Annotated in this window: 17 protein-coding genes; 11 read left to right on the forward strand and 6 right to left on the reverse strand. The window is 72.8% G+C overall.

The annotated features are described in order from the left end of the window. The first annotated feature begins 474 nt into the window (after positions 1 to 474). The 5 genes from IEZ11_RS16115 (at position 475) to IEZ11_RS16135 (ending at position 5,247) form a co-directional block, all read left to right on the forward strand. The gene (locus IEZ11_RS16115) at positions 475 to 1,137 is read left to right on the forward strand and encodes a DUF6518 family protein (protein ID WP_229713046.1); all 663 of its coding nucleotides are present in this window, start codon (positions 475 to 477) and stop codon (positions 1,135 to 1,137) included. A gap of 112 nt (positions 1,138 to 1,249) precedes the next feature. Then, complete coding sequence (locus IEZ11_RS16120) at positions 1,250 to 2,389, forward strand: hypothetical protein (protein WP_189263409.1); 1,140 nt, start codon at positions 1,250 to 1,252, stop codon at positions 2,387 to 2,389. A gap of 426 nt (positions 2,390 to 2,815) precedes the next feature. Then, entirely contained in the window at positions 2,816 to 3,091 is a 276-nt protein-coding gene (locus IEZ11_RS16125; protein WP_189263410.1) for a hypothetical protein, read from the forward strand. Between the two features lie 182 nt (positions 3,092 to 3,273). Continuing rightward, positions 3,274 to 3,480, forward strand: coding sequence for a hypothetical protein (locus IEZ11_RS16130; protein WP_189263411.1), 207 nt, complete (start codon positions 3,274 to 3,276; stop codon positions 3,478 to 3,480). A gap of 285 nt (positions 3,481 to 3,765) precedes the next feature. Further along, complete coding sequence (locus IEZ11_RS16135) at positions 3,766 to 5,247, forward strand: sialidase family protein (protein ID WP_189263412.1); 1,482 nt, start codon at positions 3,766 to 3,768, stop codon at positions 5,245 to 5,247. Positions 5,248 to 5,329: 82 nt separating this feature from the next. Here the strand turns inward: IEZ11_RS16135 and IEZ11_RS16140 are convergent, their stop codons facing one another. Further along, complete coding sequence (locus IEZ11_RS16140; RefSeq protein WP_189263413.1) at positions 5,330 to 5,539, reverse strand: hypothetical protein; 210 nt, start codon at positions 5,537 to 5,539, stop codon at positions 5,330 to 5,332. Between the two features lie 113 nt (positions 5,540 to 5,652). Then, the gene (locus IEZ11_RS16145) at positions 5,653 to 6,417 is read right to left on the reverse strand and encodes an IclR family transcriptional regulator (protein WP_189263414.1); all 765 of its coding nucleotides are present in this window, start codon (positions 6,415 to 6,417) and stop codon (positions 5,653 to 5,655) included. Between the two features lie 224 nt (positions 6,418 to 6,641). Between IEZ11_RS16145 and IEZ11_RS16150 the strand changes: the two genes are divergently transcribed. The 5 genes from IEZ11_RS16150 to IEZ11_RS16170 all read left to right on the forward strand — a co-directional run bounded on the left by IEZ11_RS16150 (position 6,642) and on the right by IEZ11_RS16170 (position 10,734). Continuing rightward, on the forward strand, positions 6,642 to 7,103 hold the full coding sequence (locus tag IEZ11_RS16150) for a hypothetical protein (protein ID WP_229713047.1): 462 nt from the start codon (positions 6,642 to 6,644) through the stop codon (positions 7,101 to 7,103). 208 nt (positions 7,104 to 7,311) lie between these two features. Beyond that, the gene (locus tag IEZ11_RS16155) at positions 7,312 to 8,757 is read left to right on the forward strand and encodes an amino acid permease (RefSeq protein ID WP_189263415.1); all 1,446 of its coding nucleotides are present in this window, start codon (positions 7,312 to 7,314) and stop codon (positions 8,755 to 8,757) included. Next, positions 8,754 to 9,434, forward strand: coding sequence for an HAD hydrolase-like protein (locus IEZ11_RS16160; protein ID WP_189263416.1), 681 nt, complete (start codon positions 8,754 to 8,756; stop codon positions 9,432 to 9,434). The genes IEZ11_RS16155 and IEZ11_RS16160 overlap by 4 nt, the downstream gene beginning before the upstream one ends. Continuing rightward, entirely contained in the window at positions 9,431 to 10,216 is a 786-nt protein-coding gene (locus tag IEZ11_RS16165) for a cyclase family protein (protein WP_229713048.1), read from the forward strand. The genes IEZ11_RS16160 and IEZ11_RS16165 overlap by 4 nt, the downstream gene beginning before the upstream one ends. Before the next feature lie 80 nt (positions 10,217 to 10,296). Beyond that, a complete protein-coding gene (locus tag IEZ11_RS16170) occupies positions 10,297 to 10,734 on the forward strand; it encodes an Lrp/AsnC family transcriptional regulator (RefSeq protein ID WP_189263417.1) in 438 nt (145 codons plus the stop codon). Here IEZ11_RS16170 and IEZ11_RS16175 read toward each other — a convergent pair. Genes IEZ11_RS16175 through IEZ11_RS16185 form a run of 3 tightly spaced genes read right to left on the reverse strand, consistent with a single transcriptional unit; the run spans position 10,718 to position 14,650 of the window. Further along, the gene (locus IEZ11_RS16175) at positions 10,718 to 12,139 is read right to left on the reverse strand and encodes an aspartate ammonia-lyase (RefSeq protein WP_229713049.1); all 1,422 of its coding nucleotides are present in this window, start codon (positions 12,137 to 12,139) and stop codon (positions 10,718 to 10,720) included. The two genes, IEZ11_RS16170 and IEZ11_RS16175, sit on opposite strands and share 17 nt — an antisense overlap. Then, entirely contained in the window at positions 12,136 to 13,569 is a 1,434-nt protein-coding gene (locus IEZ11_RS16180; RefSeq protein WP_229713050.1) for an aldehyde dehydrogenase family protein, read from the reverse strand. Before IEZ11_RS16180 ends, IEZ11_RS16175 begins: the two co-directional genes overlap by 4 nt. Next, positions 13,562 to 14,650, reverse strand: a complete 1,089-nt coding sequence (locus IEZ11_RS16185) for a homoserine dehydrogenase (protein WP_189263418.1) — start codon at positions 14,648 to 14,650, stop codon at positions 13,562 to 13,564. Before IEZ11_RS16185 ends, IEZ11_RS16180 begins: the two co-directional genes overlap by 8 nt. Positions 14,651 to 14,847: 197 nt before the next feature. Here IEZ11_RS16185 and IEZ11_RS16190 point away from each other — a divergent pair, with 197 nt between their 5' ends. Beyond that, positions 14,848 to 15,657, forward strand: coding sequence for an IclR family transcriptional regulator domain-containing protein (locus IEZ11_RS16190; protein ID WP_189263419.1), 810 nt, complete (start codon positions 14,848 to 14,850; stop codon positions 15,655 to 15,657). A 59-nt stretch (positions 15,658 to 15,716) separates the two neighbouring features. Here IEZ11_RS16190 and IEZ11_RS16195 read toward each other — a convergent pair whose 3' ends face one another. Beyond that, complete coding sequence (locus IEZ11_RS16195) at positions 15,717 to 18,434, reverse strand: pectinesterase family protein (RefSeq protein WP_189263420.1); 2,718 nt, start codon at positions 18,432 to 18,434, stop codon at positions 15,717 to 15,719. Positions 18,435 to 18,456: the final 22 nt, after the last annotated feature.

Here is an 18,456-nt window from a genome sequence, read left to right on the forward strand (position 1 = left end):
ACCGCGCCGCGGGTGCCGACCACTTCCCAGGTGCCGACCACTCCGCAGCTGCCGACCCTGACGCGGGTGCCGACCCTGATACAGGTGCCGACCCTGATGCCGGGCCAGGGTCCGTGGCGCGTGCTCCTCGGCATGCCCTGGAGCTGATCGCGCCCCCGAGCGGGAGACGACACGCCGTCGCGGAATCGCGCCCCGGCCCGGCCGGGGCGCGACCGCGCCCCAGAGGGCGCAGGGCACTCGCCGTATACGGGGGGTGCCGTTTGCCCCAGTGCGTGGTCCTGGCGGGTCGCGACGTGGCGGGTCTCGCGCCTCCCTGCGTCACCCGCGCCCGAATACGGCCGTCGGCCGACGATCAGCACCCCCGGAGGACCCCCTCGCCCTCAACAGCTATACACCACATGTATACGCATTGTGTATAGTGCGCTGGAGCACGTCCCAGGCACGTCGGACACCAGCGTGATCGCGGAGGCCGGAATGACGACGACCACGACCCCCGAGGACCTGACGCCACCGGACGCCACCGCCGGCCCGCGGGTCACGGCGGCGACGCCGGCGGTGGCGGCAGCAGTCGGCGGGCTGGCGTTCGGCGTTCTCACCAACCTGGCCCAGGGCTGGCTCCCCGGCGCATGGAACCAGCTCGCCAACTCCGGCGCCGTCTGGTCCACCGCCGCGTTCGCCGCCGGCGCCCTGCTTGCCCACCGGCGGACCCTGTCCCGCGCGGTGACCTGCGGTCTGGCCGCCGAGGTCGGGCTCGTCGTGGGGTACTACGGCTACGCGGAGTTCGGGCGCGACGGCATGGGGTCCCTGTTCTTCCCGCTCGTCTGGCTCGCCATGGCATGTGTGGCGGGGCCGCTGTTCGGTGTCGCGGGACACTGGTGGCGAAGCGGCCGGGACGCGCGGCGCCGCACCGTCGGCCTGGCGGCGTTCGCCGGGCTCTTCGGCAGCGAGGGGCTGATGGCCGCCCTGGACCTGCACCATGCGTCCCAGGCCTGGACCTGCTTCGCGGTGTTCGCCCTTGTGCCGCTGCTCATGGCCGGTACGAACCGGGAGCGAGTCCGTTCCCTGGCCCTGGCGGCGCCCTGTGCGCTGCTCGCCTACGCGGCGATCGACCTGCCCCTCCAGCTGGTCCACGGCTGAGCGGCCCGCGGGAATGCGCCCGGAACCCCAAACCCCGGGCAAGATCTGGTGATCTTTGTGAAAAGATGCGCCAACCGTGCAGGGGGCACGGTCCGACCACATGGGGGGTTCCATGACGCCCGCGGCAACGAGATCCCGGATCGCCGTACGAAGAACGGCCCTGCTCCTGGCGGCGACGGTGACCGGCGGATGGCTGCTCGCGACGCCGGCTCAGGCGGCGTACGGGGACACCGAGTTCCGCAGTGTCTCCATCAACAACGGCAAGCCGGTCGTCCTCGGTACCGCCGGGACGGTGACGGTGCCGGTCAGCGCCCAGATCTATGACGACTCCGGCGGCGTCGAGACCATCGACGCCGACCTGGCGGGCACCTTCCTCGAAGGGCCCGTGAGCCACAACATGACGTGTGTGCAGACCACCTCCACGGTGTCCACCTGCACCGGGACAGCGATCATGGACCCGGCCCAGTACTACAACGACTCTCCCGGCCCCATCGGGCTCAGGATCTTCGGCTACGCGTACGACGGCGGCCAGTACCTGGAGTACACGCTGTACCCGCAGTACGCGGACCTGCCCGGCGGCGACGCCCTGCTGCTGAAGGAGACAAGGCTCGCGGCGATGAACGCCACCCCTGAGCCGGTGCGCAAGGGCGGCACGCTCACCTTCACCGGCCGGCTCACCCGCCCCGACTGGAACACCACGGAGGCGGACGGTGCGAAGGCCGTCGTCGGATACTCCGGTCAGCCGGTGAAGCTGCAGTTCAAGAAGTCCGGTGGGACGTCCTACAGCACGGTCAGGACCGTGACCTCGGGCACCGGCGGCAAGCTGAGGACGACCGCCGAGGCGAGCACGTCCGGCACCTGGCGCTGGCTGTTCGCACAGAACGACACCTCCTCCGCCGCGACCTCGACGGGAGACGCCGTCACCCTGCTGAAGGCATCGAAGCTCACGGTGAACGCGAGCCCCGAACCGGTGGCCAAGGGCGCCGGACTGACGGTCACGGGTCGCCTCACCCGCGCGACGACCGACGCGGCCACCACTTTCACCGGTTACGCCGGACAGCCGGTGAAGCTGCAGTTCAGAAAGTCGGGCAGCACCACGTACACGACGGTCAAAACGGTCCGCACCAACGCGACGGGCCACCTGAACACGAAGGTGACGGCGAACGCCGCGGGTCGCTGGCGCTGGTCGTACGCGGGCAGCGACACGGTGGCTTCGGTGAACGCCGCGAGCGATGGCGTCAGTCTGAGGTGACGCCGCGGAGCGACGGTCCGTCGACGGCCGGGAGCGGCCGTCGGCCGGCCGCGGGTCGAAGGCTCCCGCGTCGGGTCGGAAGAACTTCGGCGGCAACCCGGCGTGGCCGGTGCCGGCCGCCTCCCCGGCCGGGCCGCGCCCGGCGGTGTGCGGGAACAGGACGGGCGGGAGAGAGGATGCGACGCTGGTGTGAGGGGTCCGCGAGTGGCGGTCCGAGTGCGTCTCATCAGGTCCGGGGCCCTCTCCTTCGGCCTGGCGGCCATGCCCCGGTGCGGCTCGACGGACGCGACCCCGAACCGTGCGGTCGGTCCGTGAGCGCGCCGGCCGGGGCCACCACTCACCGAGCGTCGCCAGGCGGCCTTACCGCGTGGATCCGGCCCGCCGGGACCAGGACCGCGCGACCAGCCCGGAAGGCAGGTGCGTCCCATGCGCACGTCGACCCGTATCGCCGGTGCCCTCACCGGCCTGACCCTCGCCCTCGGTGGCGCGGTCCTCGCCGCTCCCGCGGCTCGGGCGGACATCCCCGCCTGCACACGGATGGCCGAACTGGCCGGTGCCACCGCTTCCGACTCCGTCACGGCGGCCTGCACCCGCGGCGTGGTCGGAGACCTGCAGAGTTGTGTGACCGGACTGACCGGCTCCGGAGTGGCGGGCGGCGCCGCGACCGCCGCCTGCCGGGCGGCGGCCCACGAACCGCGTTAGAGGGCCGAGCGCGCCGGTCGGCGGCGGGTGACGGCCCGTCTCTCCCCCTCAGCCCCCGGCCTGCCCAGCCACGCCTCGCGGGCCTCGTGCGGAGCGCCCATGCTGGGTGGGAGGGCGTCGTCGTGCCCAGACCTGTCCTTCCCCGAAGGCCGAACGAAGGCGCCTGAGAGGAGCAGGAAGTCATGCGCATGCGAAGAATCCTGGGCCTCGCCCTGGCCGCGGCAACCCTGGCCGGCGTGAGCGCCGTCGGCGCCGTCAGCGCCGGGGCCGCCTCGTCTCCGAACATCTCCAGGGACGACTGCACGGCCGCCGGCGGGCAGGTCGTCGCTCGCCCCTACGCCGGCTACACCTGCACGCTGCCCGACGGGACCACGCAGGCGATCACCTGACCTACGGCACGGCGCCTCAGGCAAGGGCGCCGCGAGCAACAGCACGGCCAAGGAGCCGACCGGCACGGTGCGACCGCCGGTCGGCTCCGCCGTGCCCCCTGGACGATCCCGGGGGACGGCCCCGGGGGCGACTCCGTCGTTCGGCCCATCAAGGGCACCGGCCGCGACGCCGAAAAGGACCAGGCGGAGCCCCCCGCCCTCGTGTTCCGGTACTCCTCCGCGCCCCAGGCCGCCCCGATGACGGCGGTCCCGTACGCCGGCCGACAGGCCCGGAGGAGATCCCGCATGCGCGTCTTCCTGCCCCTGGCCGCCGTCGGCACCGCATCGCTCCTGCTCGTCACGGCCACCGGTATCGGCACGGTTCCCGCCGCGGCGGAACGGCGCCCCGACGGCACACCGCCGCTGGTCAGGGTGTCCCACGGCGACCCGTACGCGAAGTGCACCGTCGGAGCGAGGTCCCCCGACAGCGTCGTCCACCCGGGCACCGAGGTCGAGCCGTACCTGTCCGTCGATCCGCGCGACCCGAGGCGCGTGGTCACCGTGTTCCAGCAGGACCGCTGGAGCGACGGCGGCGCCCGTGGCCTGGCGGCGGGCTGGACCACGGACGGCCGCACCTTCCACCCGAGCACGCTGCCGTTCAGCCTGTGCGCCCCCGGCGGCGCGGACTACGAACGGGCCACCGACCCCTGGGTGAGCACCGGACCGGACGGCACGGTCTACGCCGGCGGGGAGGGCGTCGACTTCACGAAGAGCACGCGCACCGCCCTTCTGGCCGTCACGTCCCGCGACGGCGGCCGTACCTGGCGGAACCTCACCACCACGCACGTCGACGAGCAGCCGTTCTTCAACGACAAGCCCTCGCTCACCGCCGACCCGATCCGCAAGGGCACCGCCTACCAGGTCTGGGACCGCCTCGACAACGACCCGCCCGGCCCCAGCTCCCTCGACGGTCCCGGCTACATCTCGCTCACCCGCGACGGCGGCCGCACCTGGAGCGGGGCCCGGCCGTTCGTCGACACCGGTGCCGTGCCCAACACCCAGACCATCGGCCATGTGATCGTCGTCGACCGGCGCACCGGCACCCTGCACGACTTCTTCGACCGGATCACCTACGCCGACGACCTGAGCACCGTCGTCGAAGCCCGCTTCGAGACGGTCACCTCGGCCGACGCCGGCGAGACCTGGAGCGCCCCGGTCACCGTGGCCCGGGACACCTCCGTACCGGAGGTCGACCCGAACGACCCCGCCAAGGCGCTGCGCGACGGCACCACGCTGCCGAGCCCGGCCGTGGACCCCGGGTCGGGCACGCTGTACATGGCGTACGAGGGCTCGGACTTCTCCGGCGGGAAGTTCGACTCCGTCCAGCTGGTGCGGTCCACCGACGGCGGACGCACCTGGGGGAGGCCGGAGCTGATCAGCCCCAGGGGCGTTCCGGCCTTCTCACCGTCGCTCGCGGTCGCCGACCGGGGCACGGTCGCGCTCACCTACTACGACCTGCGCTTCCTCAGGCCCGGCAACACCACCACCCTGCCCACCGCCTACCAACTGGCCACGCTGCGGCACGGAAACCCGAAGCTCCGGACCGAACGACGGATCTCGCGGGTCTTCGACTGGCTGCGGGCGCCGTTCTCCGGGGGCTACTTCCTCGGCGACTACCAGGGCCTGGTGGCGGACGGCGAGGGAGTACGGGCGGTGCTCACCGAGACCGACTCCGGCGCACCGCAAAACCGTACGGACGTGTACACCAGCAGGCTCCGCACTCCGTGACCACGCGGGTCGCCCGCCCGCCGACGGCCGGGCTCGCACCGGAGCGCCCCGCCGCGCGTGGCCGCGGGGCGCCCCGCGTGGTTCAGTCGACCTGCTCCCCGTTGTGCGTACCGCCCTTGCAGTAGTTGCCCGCCTCGTTGATCGCGGGCGTGCCGCCGCCCTGCCTGCACTGCGAGGGGGTGACGTAGGAGTGGGCGCCCTGTGCGGTGGCGGCGGTGGCGGCGCCTGTGAGGCCGAGTCCGGCGAGGGCTGCCGTGGCGATGCCGGCGGCGAGGATTCGTCGCATGCGCATGTGGTTCCCCTTTCACGCATTGCCTCGATGGGGGCATCAGCCAGCTTGATCTTCACCCATGTGGGTGGCACGGCATGTTGCGCCATTCGAGTGACAGCACTTCCCGCGTCCGCTCAGGCCCCGCGCAGGGCCGTCTCCAGACAGCGGCCCCCGCGCAGGGCGGCCGCCACGCAGTCCGCCGTCCTCGGTTCCAGACGCCGTCGCGGTCCGACGACCTGCACGGCGGCCACGACCTCGCCCGTGAAGTCGCGGACCGGCACGGCGACCGAGTACAGGCCGGGCTCGGCCTCCTCGTCGACGACGGAGTATCCGCGCCGCCGGGTCAGTTCCAGCCGGCGCAGGAAGTCGTCCAGGCCGGTGGGGGTGTTGGGGCCGTGGCGGACGAACTCGGTGCGGGCGAAGACCGCGGCCACCTCGTCGTCGTCGGCGTCGCTCAGCAGCGCCTGGCCGCAGTCGCTGCAGTAGGCCGGGTAGGGGCGGCCGATCCAGGAGCCGAGCTGGCGGCTGCCCGGCGGTACCCGTTCGGCGATGGTCACGGTGGTGTCGCCGACCAGGACGCCCAGATAACAGCTCTCGCCGGTCTCGGCGACCATCATCTCCAGCGCGGTGAGCCCGTCGGTGCGCAGCCGGTGCGCGGTGAGGTCGCGGGCCGCGGCGTAGAGCCGCCAGTGCGGGGTGACACCGCCCGAGGCGTCGTCGCGGCCGACGAACTCCTCCGCGGTCATGGCGGTGAGCGTGCGGGACAGCTGGCTGCGGTCGCGGCCCATCTGCCGGGCCAGCTCCGAGACGGTCACGGCGGAGCCGTGCCGGCGGCCGTCGGCCGTGCTGCGGGCGAGCGCGGTCAGGGCCTCCAGGCCCTTGGTCACGCTTGAGTTCACGCTCGGGTTCACGCCTGGGTCCACGCCTTGGTCCACGCGCTCCTCCGTCGTGCCGACACCGGCGTCCGCTGCGGCCGTCGCCACCGTGACCTGCCGCTCCGCACTCTAGCCGCACCCTCCACACCGTTATGGAATGTGCAGCATCTGCATCTTGCCGTGCATTTAATGCACGCCTACCATCCTCGTACCAGCCGTCGCCCGACACCGAGGGATGAGGAACACGCATGGTCACGACGACGATCACGCCGGAAGCCGCCGCGCGGGACCGCAAGCCCGTGCGGCGCCGCACGGTCCGCGCGATCAAGGTGCACTGGCCGGTCCCGGCGACGACCCTGGCCGCGTGCGCGGCGGGCGACCCGGACGCCCTGCGCTCCGACGAGTCCTTCGCCCCGCTGCTGCGGGTCCTGGAGACCTCACCCGAACTCGGCGACTTCGGCGTCTACGGCGATGTCTTCGAGGTGGCCCTCGGCGTGGAGAGCTTCACCGTACGGCCCGGCGCCCGGCCCACCCTCGGCTCGGTCGGCGGACACTTCCTCTCCTCGACCGTCGCGGTGACCACCTACGTCGACGCCACGGCCGGCGACGACGAACTGGCCCTCCTCCTCGCCCGGCTCACCGACGTCCACCCCTGGGAGGTCCCGGTGATCGAACTCTCCGCCCCCATGGACCTCGTCACCCGGGCCTGACCCGGCCCCGCCCCCGCCGACAGCCCCCGTCCCGCCCCGTCCCCGCCGAGCCCGTCGCCCCCACCGGACGACCGCTCCCGCCCGTGCGCGACCACCCCCGCGCGCACCCCTCCCCCCCCGTCGAAAGTGGCCCACCCCCGCAGCCATGCCCTGCCGATCCCCCCCACCCTCCCCGTCCCTCCCCGCCCGCTCCGCAGAGGAGACCGCCGTGTCCGTCTCAGCCGTACCGGAGAACCCTCCGGCCGCCACCGACTCCGCTCCCCAGCCGCCCTCCGACGGCCTGCGCAGAACCATGCGCTCCCGCCATCTCGTCATGATCGCGATGGGTGGCGTCATCGGCTCCGGGCTCTTCCTCAGCTCCGGGTTCACCGTCTCCCAGGCCGGTCCCCTCGGCGCCGTCCTCGCCTACCTGGTCGGCGCGTTCGTCGTCTGGCTGGTGATGGCCTGCCTCGGTGAACTCGCCGTCACCTACCCCGTCTCCGGCGCCTTCCACGTCTACGCCTCCCGCTCGATGGGCCCCGCCACCGGCTTCGCCACCGCCTGGCTGTACTGGCTGACCTGGGCCGTCGCCCTCGGCTCCGAGTTCACCGCGTGCGGACTGCTGATGCAGCGCTGGTTCCCCGGGATCAGCGTCTGGGTGTGGTGCGTGGTCTTCGCGGCCGTCGTCTTCGGCGTGAACGCCTTCTCGGCCCGCGTCTTCGGCGAGACCGAGTACTGGTTCTCGCTGGTCAAGGTGATCGCCGTGGTCACCCTCATCGTCCTCGGCGGCGCGGCCCTGTTCGGCTTCCACCCGCTGTCCTCCGGCGGCTCGCACCCCTTCCTGCTGCAGAACTTCCACACCCCCGACGGCCTCTTCCCGCACGGCTTCTCCGGCGTCCTGGTCACCGTGCTCGCCGCCTTCTACGCCTTCTCCGGCTCCGAGCTGATCGGCGTCGCCGCGGGCGAGACCGAGAACCCGGCCGAGGCCGTCCCGAAGGCGCTGCGCGTCACCGTCGTACGCCTGCTGGTCTTCTTCGTCGGCGCCATCACGGTGATCGCCGCGACCATCCCGTACCAGAAGGTCGGCCTGGACGAGAGCCCCTTCGTCACCGTCTTCTCGTCCCTCGGCATCCCCTACGCGGCCGACGCGATGAACTTCGTGATCATCACGGCGCTGCTGTCGGCCGGGAACAGCGGTCTGTACTCCTGCGCCCGGATGCTGTTCTCCCTCGCGGAGGAGAAGCAGGCCCCGCAGGCACTGCGCCGGCTCACCCGGCGCGGCATCCCGCTGACCGCGCTGGCGCTCAGCATGCTCGGCGGCCTCGCCTCCCTGGTGAGCAGCGTCGCGGCGCCCGAGACGGTCTACCTGGTGCTGGTGTCGATCGCCGGGTTCGCCGCGGTCGGAGTCTGGATGTCCATCGTGGCCGCGCAGTTCTTCCACCGCCGGGCCTTCGTCCGCGACGGCGGCGACCCGCGCACCCTGCCCTACCGCACGCCCTTCTATCCGGTCGTCCCCGTCCTCGCCTTCGTCCTGTGCCTCGCCTCGCTCGTCGGCATCGCCCTGGACCCGGCCCAGGCGACGGCCCTGTACTTCGGCGTCCCGTTCGTGGCGGGCTGCTACCTGTACCACTGGCTGCGGCACGGCCGCCGCCGTACCGCCGGACCTCTCACGTGAGGCCGCCCACCTGCGTCCTGCTCGACCTCGACGGCACCCTGGTGGACTCCGCCGCGGGCGTGACCGCCAGCGCCGCCGAGGCCCTGCGGGCGGTCGGCGCCCCCGTCCCCGACGCGCCCACCCTGCGCACCTTCGTCGGCCCGCCGATGTACGACACCTTCCGCGACGTCGTGGGCCTGCCCGAGCCCGCCGCGCGGACCGCCCTGGCCGCCTACCGCGCGTCCTACGCCCGCACCGGCGCCTTTGCCGCCACCGTCTACGCCGGGATACCCGAACTCCTCGACACCCTGGCCGCGCGCGGACTCCCGCTGGGCATCGCCACCTCCAAGGTGCAGGACCAGGCCGAGCTGATGGCCCGCCGCTTCGGCCTCGACTCCCGGCTGAGCACCGTCTGCGGGGTGTCCGACGAGGCCGGCCGTACGACGAAGCGGCTGGTGATCCGGGAGTGCGTGGCCCGGCTGCGGGCGGCCGGCGCGGACGTCAGCCGCCCGCTCATGGTCGGCGACCGGGCCTACGACATCGAGAGCGCCGCCGCCGAGGGCATCCCCGCCGTCCATGTGCGGTGGGGCTACGGCGGCCCCGGGGAGTCGGCGGGCGCCCTGGCGTCCGTCACCGAACCGGCCCGACTCGCCGAGCTGTTGCAGAACACCGTCGAAACAGAGGACCAGCACGCATGACAGCGCACCCGGTCACCACCCCGTCCACCGCTCCCGAACCGCCCCTGTGGGCCCTGCACCGGGAACTGATCGGCAAGACGGTCCGCACCGACCTCACGCACGCCTTCCACCCGGGCCAGCCGCACTTCCCGGCCTTTCCCGACGAGAAGCGCGAGATGCCCTTCGACATGTCCCGCGGCGACGGCTTCAACGTGCACCTGTACACGATCGTCGGACAGTGGGGCACCCATGTCGACCCGCCCGTGCACTTCGTCGACGGTGCCCGGCCGCTGGACGAGATACCCGTCGACGAGATGATCCTGCCGCTCGTCGTCCTCGACATCACCGAGCGCGTCGAGGCCGACCCCGACGCGGTACCGACACTGGCCGACGTGGCGGCCTGGGAAGCGCGCAACGGTCGTGTCCCGCAAGGGGCGTTCGTCGCGCTGCGCACCGGCTGGGGCCGCCGCTGGCCCGACCCGGCGGCCATGGCCAACAAGGACGCGGCGGGGGTGAGCCACTACCCGGGCTGGTCCGCCGAGGTCCTGACGTACCTCTTCGAGGAGGCCGGCGTGACCGCGATCGGGCACGAGCAGACCGACACCGACCCGGGACTTGCCACCTCCGCCGGGGACTTCGGCCTGGAGAGCTACGTGCTGGAACGGGACCGCTGGCAGATCGAGCTGATGGCCGACCTCGACCGGGTACCGGAGGCGGGCGCGCTGATCGTCGCCACCTGGCCCAAGCCGCAGGGCGGTTCGGGCTTCCCCGCCCGTGTCTTCGCCCTGCACCACGCGGACTGAACCTCCGTCGCACCACCAGCTCCGGCGGCCGTCCTGACCCGGCCGCCGGAGCTTTCGCCCGCCAAGAAACGGACCGCGCCATGGACGCCATCGACGAGCAGATCATCACCGAACTCACCCGCAACGCCCGGATCTCGCACGCCGAGCTGGGCCAGCGGGTACGGCTGTCCCGCAACGCCGTGCGCCAGCGCGTCGAACGCCTGGAGCGGCAGGGGCACATCGGCGGCTACACGATCGTCCGCCCGTCCCAGGGGCCGGACCGCGCCATGGTGGCCGCGCACGTCCTGGTCTACCGCGAGGACCGGATGCGCGGCGGGGACGTGCTCGCCGCCCTCAGACGCATCCCCGAGGTGGTCTCCTGCGACGTCCTCAGCGGCCAGTTCGACCTGCTGGTCAGCGTGGAGGCGGCCACCCTGGAACGCGTACAGGGCATCTGGGAGCAGATAGCCCAGATGCCCGGTGTACGGGACACGGTGACCGCGCTGGCGCTGTCCCGGGTGGTCAGCCGACCGCGGTGACCGCCATGAGGCGCAGCGCGGTCTCGCGGTCCAGCAGCCCGCGCCGTACGACCACGTCGACCACGTCCGCCCCGGTCCGTGCCGCCTCCCGGGAGACGTCGGCGGCGGTCTCGTGGCCGATGCGCGGAGCGAGCGCCGTCACCGCGCCGACCGTGCCGGCGCCGGTGCGGGCGAGGTGCTCCCGGTTGGCGGTGATGCCCGCCACGCACCGGGTGCGCAGCGCCTCGCAGCCGAGGGTCAGCCAGCCGATGTGCTGCAACAGCAGGTGCCCGATGAGCGGTTCGAACGCGTTGAGCTGCAACTGCCCGTTGTCGGCGGCCATGGTGATCGCGACGTCCGCGCCGGCGGTCGCGAACGCGATCTGGTTGACCATCTCGGGGATCACCGGGTTGACCTTGCCCGGCATCACCGACGAACCGGCCTGCAGCGCGGGCAGGCTGATCTCGGCGAGGCCCGCGTGCGGCCCGCTGGCGAGCAGCCGCAGATCGCTGCACACCTTCGACAGCTTCACCGCCGTACGCTTCAGCACCCCCGACACCAGCAGGAAAACGCCGGTGTCCGAGGTGGCCTCCACCAGGTCGGCGGCGGGCGTGAGATCGAGTCCGGTCAGCGCCCGCAGATGCCGTACGGCCGCTGCCGCGTAACCCGGTTCGGCGGCGATGCCGGTGCCGATCGCGGTGGCGCCGAGGCTGGTCTCGGCCAGCAGCGGCAGGGTCTCGCCGATCCGCTGGACGTCCTCGGCGAGCGTGACGCCGAAGGCGGCGAACTCCCGGCCCAGCGTCATCGGCACGGCGTCCTGCAACTGGGTCCGGCCCACCTTCACGACGGTCGCGAACTCCTCGCCCTTGGCGGCGAACTCGGCCGACAACAAGGTGAGTTCGGCGGTCAGCCCGGTCAGGGCGGCGCTGGTCGCGATGCGCAGGGCGGTGGGGTAGGTGTCGTTCGTGGACTGGCAGCGGTTGACGTCGTCCAGCGGGTCGAGGTGCTCGTACCGCCCGCGCTCGTGGCCCAGGTGCTCCAGCGCGAGGTTCGCGATCACCTCGTTGGCGTTCATGTTGGTGCTGGTGCCCGCGCCGCCCTGGATGACGTCCACCCGGAACTGGTCGTGGTGCCGGCCCTCCGCGACGGCCCGGCAGGCCGCCGCGACGGCCCGCACCTTGTGCGGCTCCAGGACCCCGATCTCGCCGTTGGCGAGCGCCGCCGCGTGCTTCACCTGGGCCAGCGCGCGGACGAGGTGCGGGTGGGCACCGACCGGCACCCCGCTGACCCGGAAGTTCTCCAGGGCCCGCGCGGTGTGCGCACCCCAGTACGCCTCGGCGGGCACCGGCACGTCCCCCAGCGCGTCGGACTCGATCCGGAACCCGGCGGCGGACCCGCCGGGCGTCCCCTCCTCCAACTCGCTCACGCGGGCTCCCTGTTGAGGCAGACCACCTTCGGCTGGGTCATCTCCTCGTAGGCGAAGCGCACGCCCTCGCGGCCCATGCTGCCGTACTTGAAGCCGCCGAACGGCATCGCGTCGAAGCGGTAGTCGGAGGAGTCGTTGACCATCACCCCACCGGCCTCCAGCAGTCGCGCCGCGGCCATCGCCCGGTCCAGCGAGCCGGTGAAGACGCCCGCGTGCAGACTGAAGTCGATCTCGTTGGCGCGCTCGACGGCCTCCTCGAAGGAGTCCACCGGCTGGACCACCACGACCGGCGCGAACGCCTCCTCGCGCCAGACCGCCGAGGTGCCCGGCACGTCCTCCAGCACGGTCGGCGCGTACACACCGCCGTCCCGCTCGTGCCCGCACAGCAGCCGGGCGCCCTCGGCGAGCGCGGCCTCGACCGTGGCCTCGGCGGCGACGGCCGCCGCCTCGCTGATCATCGGGCCGACGTCGGTGCGCACGTCCGCCGGGTCCCCGGCCCGCAGCCGCCTGGTCCGCTCGACGAAGGCGTCCCGGAACGCCTCGTACACCGCGCGCTCGACGAGGATGCGCTGGGTGCCGATGCAGTTCTGCCCGGCCGCCCAGAACGCCCCGGAGACGCACGCCTCCACGGCCGCGTCGAGGTCGGCGTCCGCGAGCACCAGGACGGGGGCGTTGCCGCCCAGGTCCATCGCCAGTTTCTTCAGGCCCGCCGTCCGGGCGATGGCCTCACCGGTGCGGAACCCGCCGGTGAAGGACACCATCCGCACGTCCGGCGCCGCCACCACGGCCGCGCCCAGCTCCGCGCCGCCGTTGACCACGGTCACCACCTCCTCCGGCAGCCCGGCCTCCACCAGCGTGTCGACCAGCCGCAGCGCGGACAGGGGGGTGAGCAGCGACGGTTTGAGGACGACCGCGTTGCCGCCCGCGATCGCCGGGCCGAGCTTGTGCGCGACCAGGTTCAGCGGGTCGTTGTACGGCGTGACGGCCGCGATGACGCCCAGCGGCTCACGGGTGAACCAGCCCGTCCGGCCCTCCGACCCCTCGTACGCGTCGAAGGGCACCACCTCGCCGGCGTTGCGGCGCGCCTCGGCGGCGGACAGCCGCAGGGTGTTGACCGCGCGGCCGGTCTCCTTGCGGGCCTGGACCAGCGTCTTGCCCGCCTCGGCGACGATCAGCCGGGCGAACGACTCGGCGCGCTCCTCGATCAGCCGGGCCGCGCCGTCCAGCACGGCCGCGCGGGCGGCGCGGGAGAGCCGGCGGGCCGTCTCCCGCCCGGCGCGGGCCCGCCGCAGCACGTCGGGCACCGCGGTGGCCGGGGTGACACAGACCGAGCCGATGATCTCGCCGGTGTAGGGGTTGCGCACCGGGGCCATGCCGTCGCCGACCTGCGCGGCGGAGGGAAGTGCGGTGCTCAGGGCGGTGTCAGCCACGGTGGGCCTCCTGGAGGGACTTGGCACCGGCGACCGCGCGGCCGCTCTGCTCGTGGATGCCGATGACATCCGACAGCAGGGCGTACGCCGTCTCGACGCGTCCGGCGCCGGGTCCGCCGACCGTGACGGTGCCCAGCAGGTCGGTGTGGAAGGCGACGGTGTTGACCGGGCCGGTGACCCCGGCGAGGGGGTGCCCGTCGGGCAGCGCGACCGGGGCGACCCGGGCCTCCACGGTGCCGTCCGGGCGTCGGGCGGCGGAGCCGACCAGCTTCCAGCGCAGCCCCTCGGCCGCGGCCCGCCGGACGTCCTCGGCGGTGAGCGCGGAGATGCCGGTGCAGGGCACGTCCGCGCGGGTCAGGCCGGCGCCCAGCACCTCGTTCGCGAGGATCATGACCTTGAGCTGGACGTCGTACCCCTCGATGTCGGCGGTCGGATCGGCCTCCGCGTATCCCAGGGCCTGGGCCTCGGCGACGGCGTCCGCGAAGGACAGGCCCGACTCCAGGCGGCCGAGGACGTAGTTGGAGGTGCCGTTCAGGACGCCCTCGAAGCCGGTCACGGCGAGCCCGCCGAACATCCGGCGGGCGGTGCGCAGGACGGGGGTGCCGGACATCACCGTGCCCTCGAACTCGAAGCACACGCCGTGCCGCCGGGCCAGCTCCCGCAGGGACCGGCAGTGCAGGGCGACCGGCCCCTTGTTGGTGGTGCACACGTGCTTGCCGGCCTCGATCGCCCACCGCACGTGCGACAGCGCGGGCTCGCCGTCCATGGGGTTGGTGAAGGTCGCCTCGGCCACGATGTCGGCGGGTACCTCACGGATCACCCACTCGTTGCGGGGCTCCGCGTCGCCGCCGTCCATGGCGGAGAAGTCCAGTTCCCCGGGGGCGACGGCGAGCAGCGGCGCCAGATCGATGCCGTCCCCGTCCGTGCGGACCAGCGATCCGGCCCGCAGGTCGGTGATGGCCACCACCCGCAGGGCGAAACCGAGTTCGGCCTCCAGGGCGTCTCCGCGGCCGGCGATCAGCTCGGCGAGCGCACGGTTCACGCCGCCGAATCCGATGAGCGCGAGGTCGTATCGGGTCATCCGGTCCTCCTTCTCCAGCGGCGCCGCCCACCTGGCGGCCCGGCCACCCACAGCGTCGGACGCGGGCAGGTCAGTACGGCCATGCCGAAGCGACCGGACCGACTGCCGAAACGCACAGTCCGCCGACCGTCCGTCCTGTCGCGTGCCCTGCCGTCGCCGCACCGGCCCACCGACCAGCGGCTCGCTATAGTGCGGGCGTGACGACGAACGGCCCCGCGCCCCGCCCGCCGGGCAGGGGGACAGCCTCCTCACTGCGCATGGCCCTGCGGATGGTCAACACGGTCCTGGACCGCGAGGTCTCCGGCCGTAACGGCTTCAACGTCAGCCGGCTCGCCGACGAGGTCGGCGTCGAGCGCAGCAAGGCGTCACGCACCACGCAGGACCTGTGCGACAAGGGCTTCCTGGAGCGCCGCGACGACTCGACGCTCCGGGCCGGCACCGCCTTCTTCACGACGGCCGCCTCCCTGCACCCCGGCCTGCTCGCCCGCAGCCGTCCGCTGCTGCGCCGCCTGGCCGTCGAGCACGGTGCCGGCGCACGGCTCTCCGTCCGCGACGGTGTCCAGGTCCGGCTGCTGCGCGCCGAGTCCGCCACGGGCTTCGGCCAGGAGTGGCAGGGCGTGGCGAGCCTCGTCACCCCGTGCTGGTGCACCGGTGCCGGCCGCGCACTCCTCCTCGACCACACCGCCGAGGAGATCACCGCCCTGCTCGACGACTACGAGCTGATCGGCGTCGGCGGGCCGGACGCGGCCCATTCGGCGGGGGAGGTCACCGCCGCCAACGACCGCGACCGGCTGCGCGGCTTCGTCGCGGCGCACGGCGAGTTCGAGCACGGCGTCACCGAGTACGCCGTACCCGTACGTGACTCCGCCGGACACATCAGGGCCGCGGTGTCGGTCGTCGGCAGGCAGGAGGATCTGACGGTGCGCGAGCAGGCCGTCCACACGGACCTCACGGCCGCCGCGACCGCACTGGCGAGGTACGTCGACGGTGACACCGCACCGCGCTGACAGCGCCGGGCCGCATCACCGCCGCACCTCGCCGACCTGGGCTTGCGCCATGAAGCCGGTCACTCGACGGTGGCCCTGCTCTGCACGAGATACGCCGAGCCCGATGCGGGCCTGATCGTGGTGGAGTTCGTGCGCACCGTGGCGTTGCGGACCGTGAGGCCGGTCCTGGCGCTGATGGTGACCGAGGTCAGGGTGATCCCGGTGACCGGCCGTTCGGGCAGGCCGATGATCTGACCGGCCTCGCCGGCGCCGGTCGCGGTGATGCCGGAGATGGTGATGTCGTGGTAGTTCGGGGTGGTGCTGGTGATCGCCTGGGCGGCGTCGCCGTCCGCGGGGACCTTCGGGTAGTAGCCGACGACCTGGATGGGCGTGGCCACGTTCGTCATCGTGAGGTTCTTGTACGTGATGTCGCGGACCTCGCCGCCGCGGTCGCGGGCGGTCTTGATCCGTACGCCCGCGGTCGTGCCGTTCAGGGTGTTGTCATGGATGTTGATGTCGTAGACGCCGCCCGCGGTGTAGCTGCCGATGGACAGGCCGTGGCCGTGCAGGATGGTGCAGCCGCTCAGCGAGATGTCGTGGGCGGGCCCGCCCGACGGCGAGGAGTCGATGGCGATGTTGTCGTCGCCGTCGTCGATGGTGCTGTCGGTGACGGCGACACCGGACGACGACCAGACGTCGATCCCGTCGGTGTTGGGGGAGTCCGCCGGCGACGAGATCGTGATCCTGTCGAGGGCGGCGCCGGTGACCTTCTTCAGGGTGATGTGCACGTTGGGCGCGTTCTTCAGCGTGATGCCGGTGATCCGCACGCCGGAGGCGTCGCCGATGTCGACCAGGCCGGGGCGGGACGACAGCGTCCTGCCCGCCGCCTTCTCGGACCTGGTCCGGGCCCACCAGGGGGCACCCTGGCCGTCGATCGTGCCCGAGCCGGTGATGGCGAGGTTCTTCACGCCGGACGCGGACAGGAACGGGGCGAGCTTGGATCCCGAGGTGGCGTAGTCCGCGGCGTCCTGCGAGGCGAGCAGGGTCGCGCCGGAGTCGAGGGTGAAGGTGAGGCTGCCGCGCAGGGTCAGGGGGCCCGAGAGGTACTTGCCGCCGGTCAGTTCCACGGTGCCCTTGCCGGCGCAGGCGTCGATGGCCTTCTGCAGGGCGACGGTGTCCTTCGTCCGGCCGTCGGCCTTCGCTCCGTAGGCGGTGGGCTTGCAGACGGTGGCGGACGACGCGCTCGTCGTCGTACCGGATGAACCGGCGGCGGCGAGGGGGTTCCAGCCGTCCGAGCCGGCCAGGTACTTCTCCGGGGTGTAGTTCGCCGCCTGGGAGTCGGTCAGCTGGGGCCGGTTGGCGTTGACCGTCGCACCCGCGCCGGTGTTCCTGTACTCGCTGAAGCGGGCGTTCTTCCAGGTGGCGCCGGACATGTCGGTCCAGGGCTGCCCGGTCCGCACGAACGACCCGATGCTGGACTCGCGGTAGAGCACCTGGGCGTTCTGCCGCCACGGGCGGCCGAGGCTGCTGGTGCCCGCGGCCCCGGCGCCGGTGATGTCCGACTTGTAGAAGAGGTATCCGTAGGTGCGGGTCGCCGGTGTGCTGGCGGCGGTGAGGAAGCCGCCGCTGCCCAGCTGGTGGATCTCGGAACGGTCGAAGACCGCGATGCCGCCGCCGAAGACGAAGTCGACGGTCCCGGCCACGTACGACTTCTGGAAGTAGGCCCGCGCGGAGTCGTTGAGCAGCAGGGTGTCCTGGTGGCCGAGGATCCGGACGTCCGTGAGGACCGCCCGGTCGGCGGACAGGCTGAGCGCCACCGCCTGGCCGGTGCTGTTGCTCCCGGTGTCGTAGTCGTTGGAGATGGTCAGGTTCGACGCCGCGAAGTCGTGCCCGTCGACGAACGCGGTGGCGCTGCCGGAGGTCCCGTACGTCGTCCCGTCCGCCTTCTCCGTGCCGGCCCCGTGGTTCTGCACGAGGACGACGTCGGCGGGGGCGGACCCGAGGCCCTTGAGCGTCACGTAGGGCTTGTCGGCGGGGACGGTGAAGACGCCCCGGTAGGTGCCCTTCCTGACGGCGATGGTCACCGGCGTGGTGTTGTTCACCGGGACCTTGTCGATCGCCGCCTGGACGGTGGTGACGTCACCGCTGCCGTCCGCGGCCACCGTGATGGTCCGTCCGGCGGACGCGGTGGCGGTGGCGGTCGCGGACGCGGTGGCGGAGGTGCCGCCGACCGGGTTCAGCTTCCAGAGCTTGTTGCTGTTGGCGGTGCAGGTCTCCTGGATGACGGCGGCGCCGGGCGCGGTGCTCGCCCCCTTGTCGCTGACGCACAGCCCGCTGTTGACGTTGACGATCTGGTACGTGCCGTTCCGCGACGCCTTCAACGTCCACTGCTGGTTGGTCTGGCCGCTCGCGCAGCCCCACTGCTGCAGCTGGGTGCCGACGGCCGTGGAGCCGCCCGGGACGTCGAGGCACATCCCGCCGGCGGACCTGACCGCGAACCTGCCGGAGCCCTGGTCGGCCAGCGTCCACCGCTGGTTGCTCTGCCCGCTCGCGCAGCCCCACTGCTGGATCCGCGCGCCGCTGACCGCACCGCCGCCGGTGACGTCCATGCACAGACCGCTCCCGGCGACCGAGAGGGTGTAGGTGCCGGCCTGCGCCCCGGACGAGCCGCCGGTTCCCGAACCGACGGTGGCCGCCATCGCCACGCCGCCCGTGACGACGATGGCCGCGCCACCGGCCGCCGCGAGGTGCCACCTGGGGCGCCTGCTCCGGGCTCTTCTGCCCCGACTGGAATTCATTGCGGTGTCGTTCCTTTCTCCG

Origin of the sequence: Streptomyces fuscichromogenes (genome assembly GCF_014645815.1) — a bacterium.
Lineage (GTDB): Bacteria > Actinomycetota > Actinomycetes > Streptomycetales > Streptomycetaceae > Streptomyces > Streptomyces fuscichromogenes.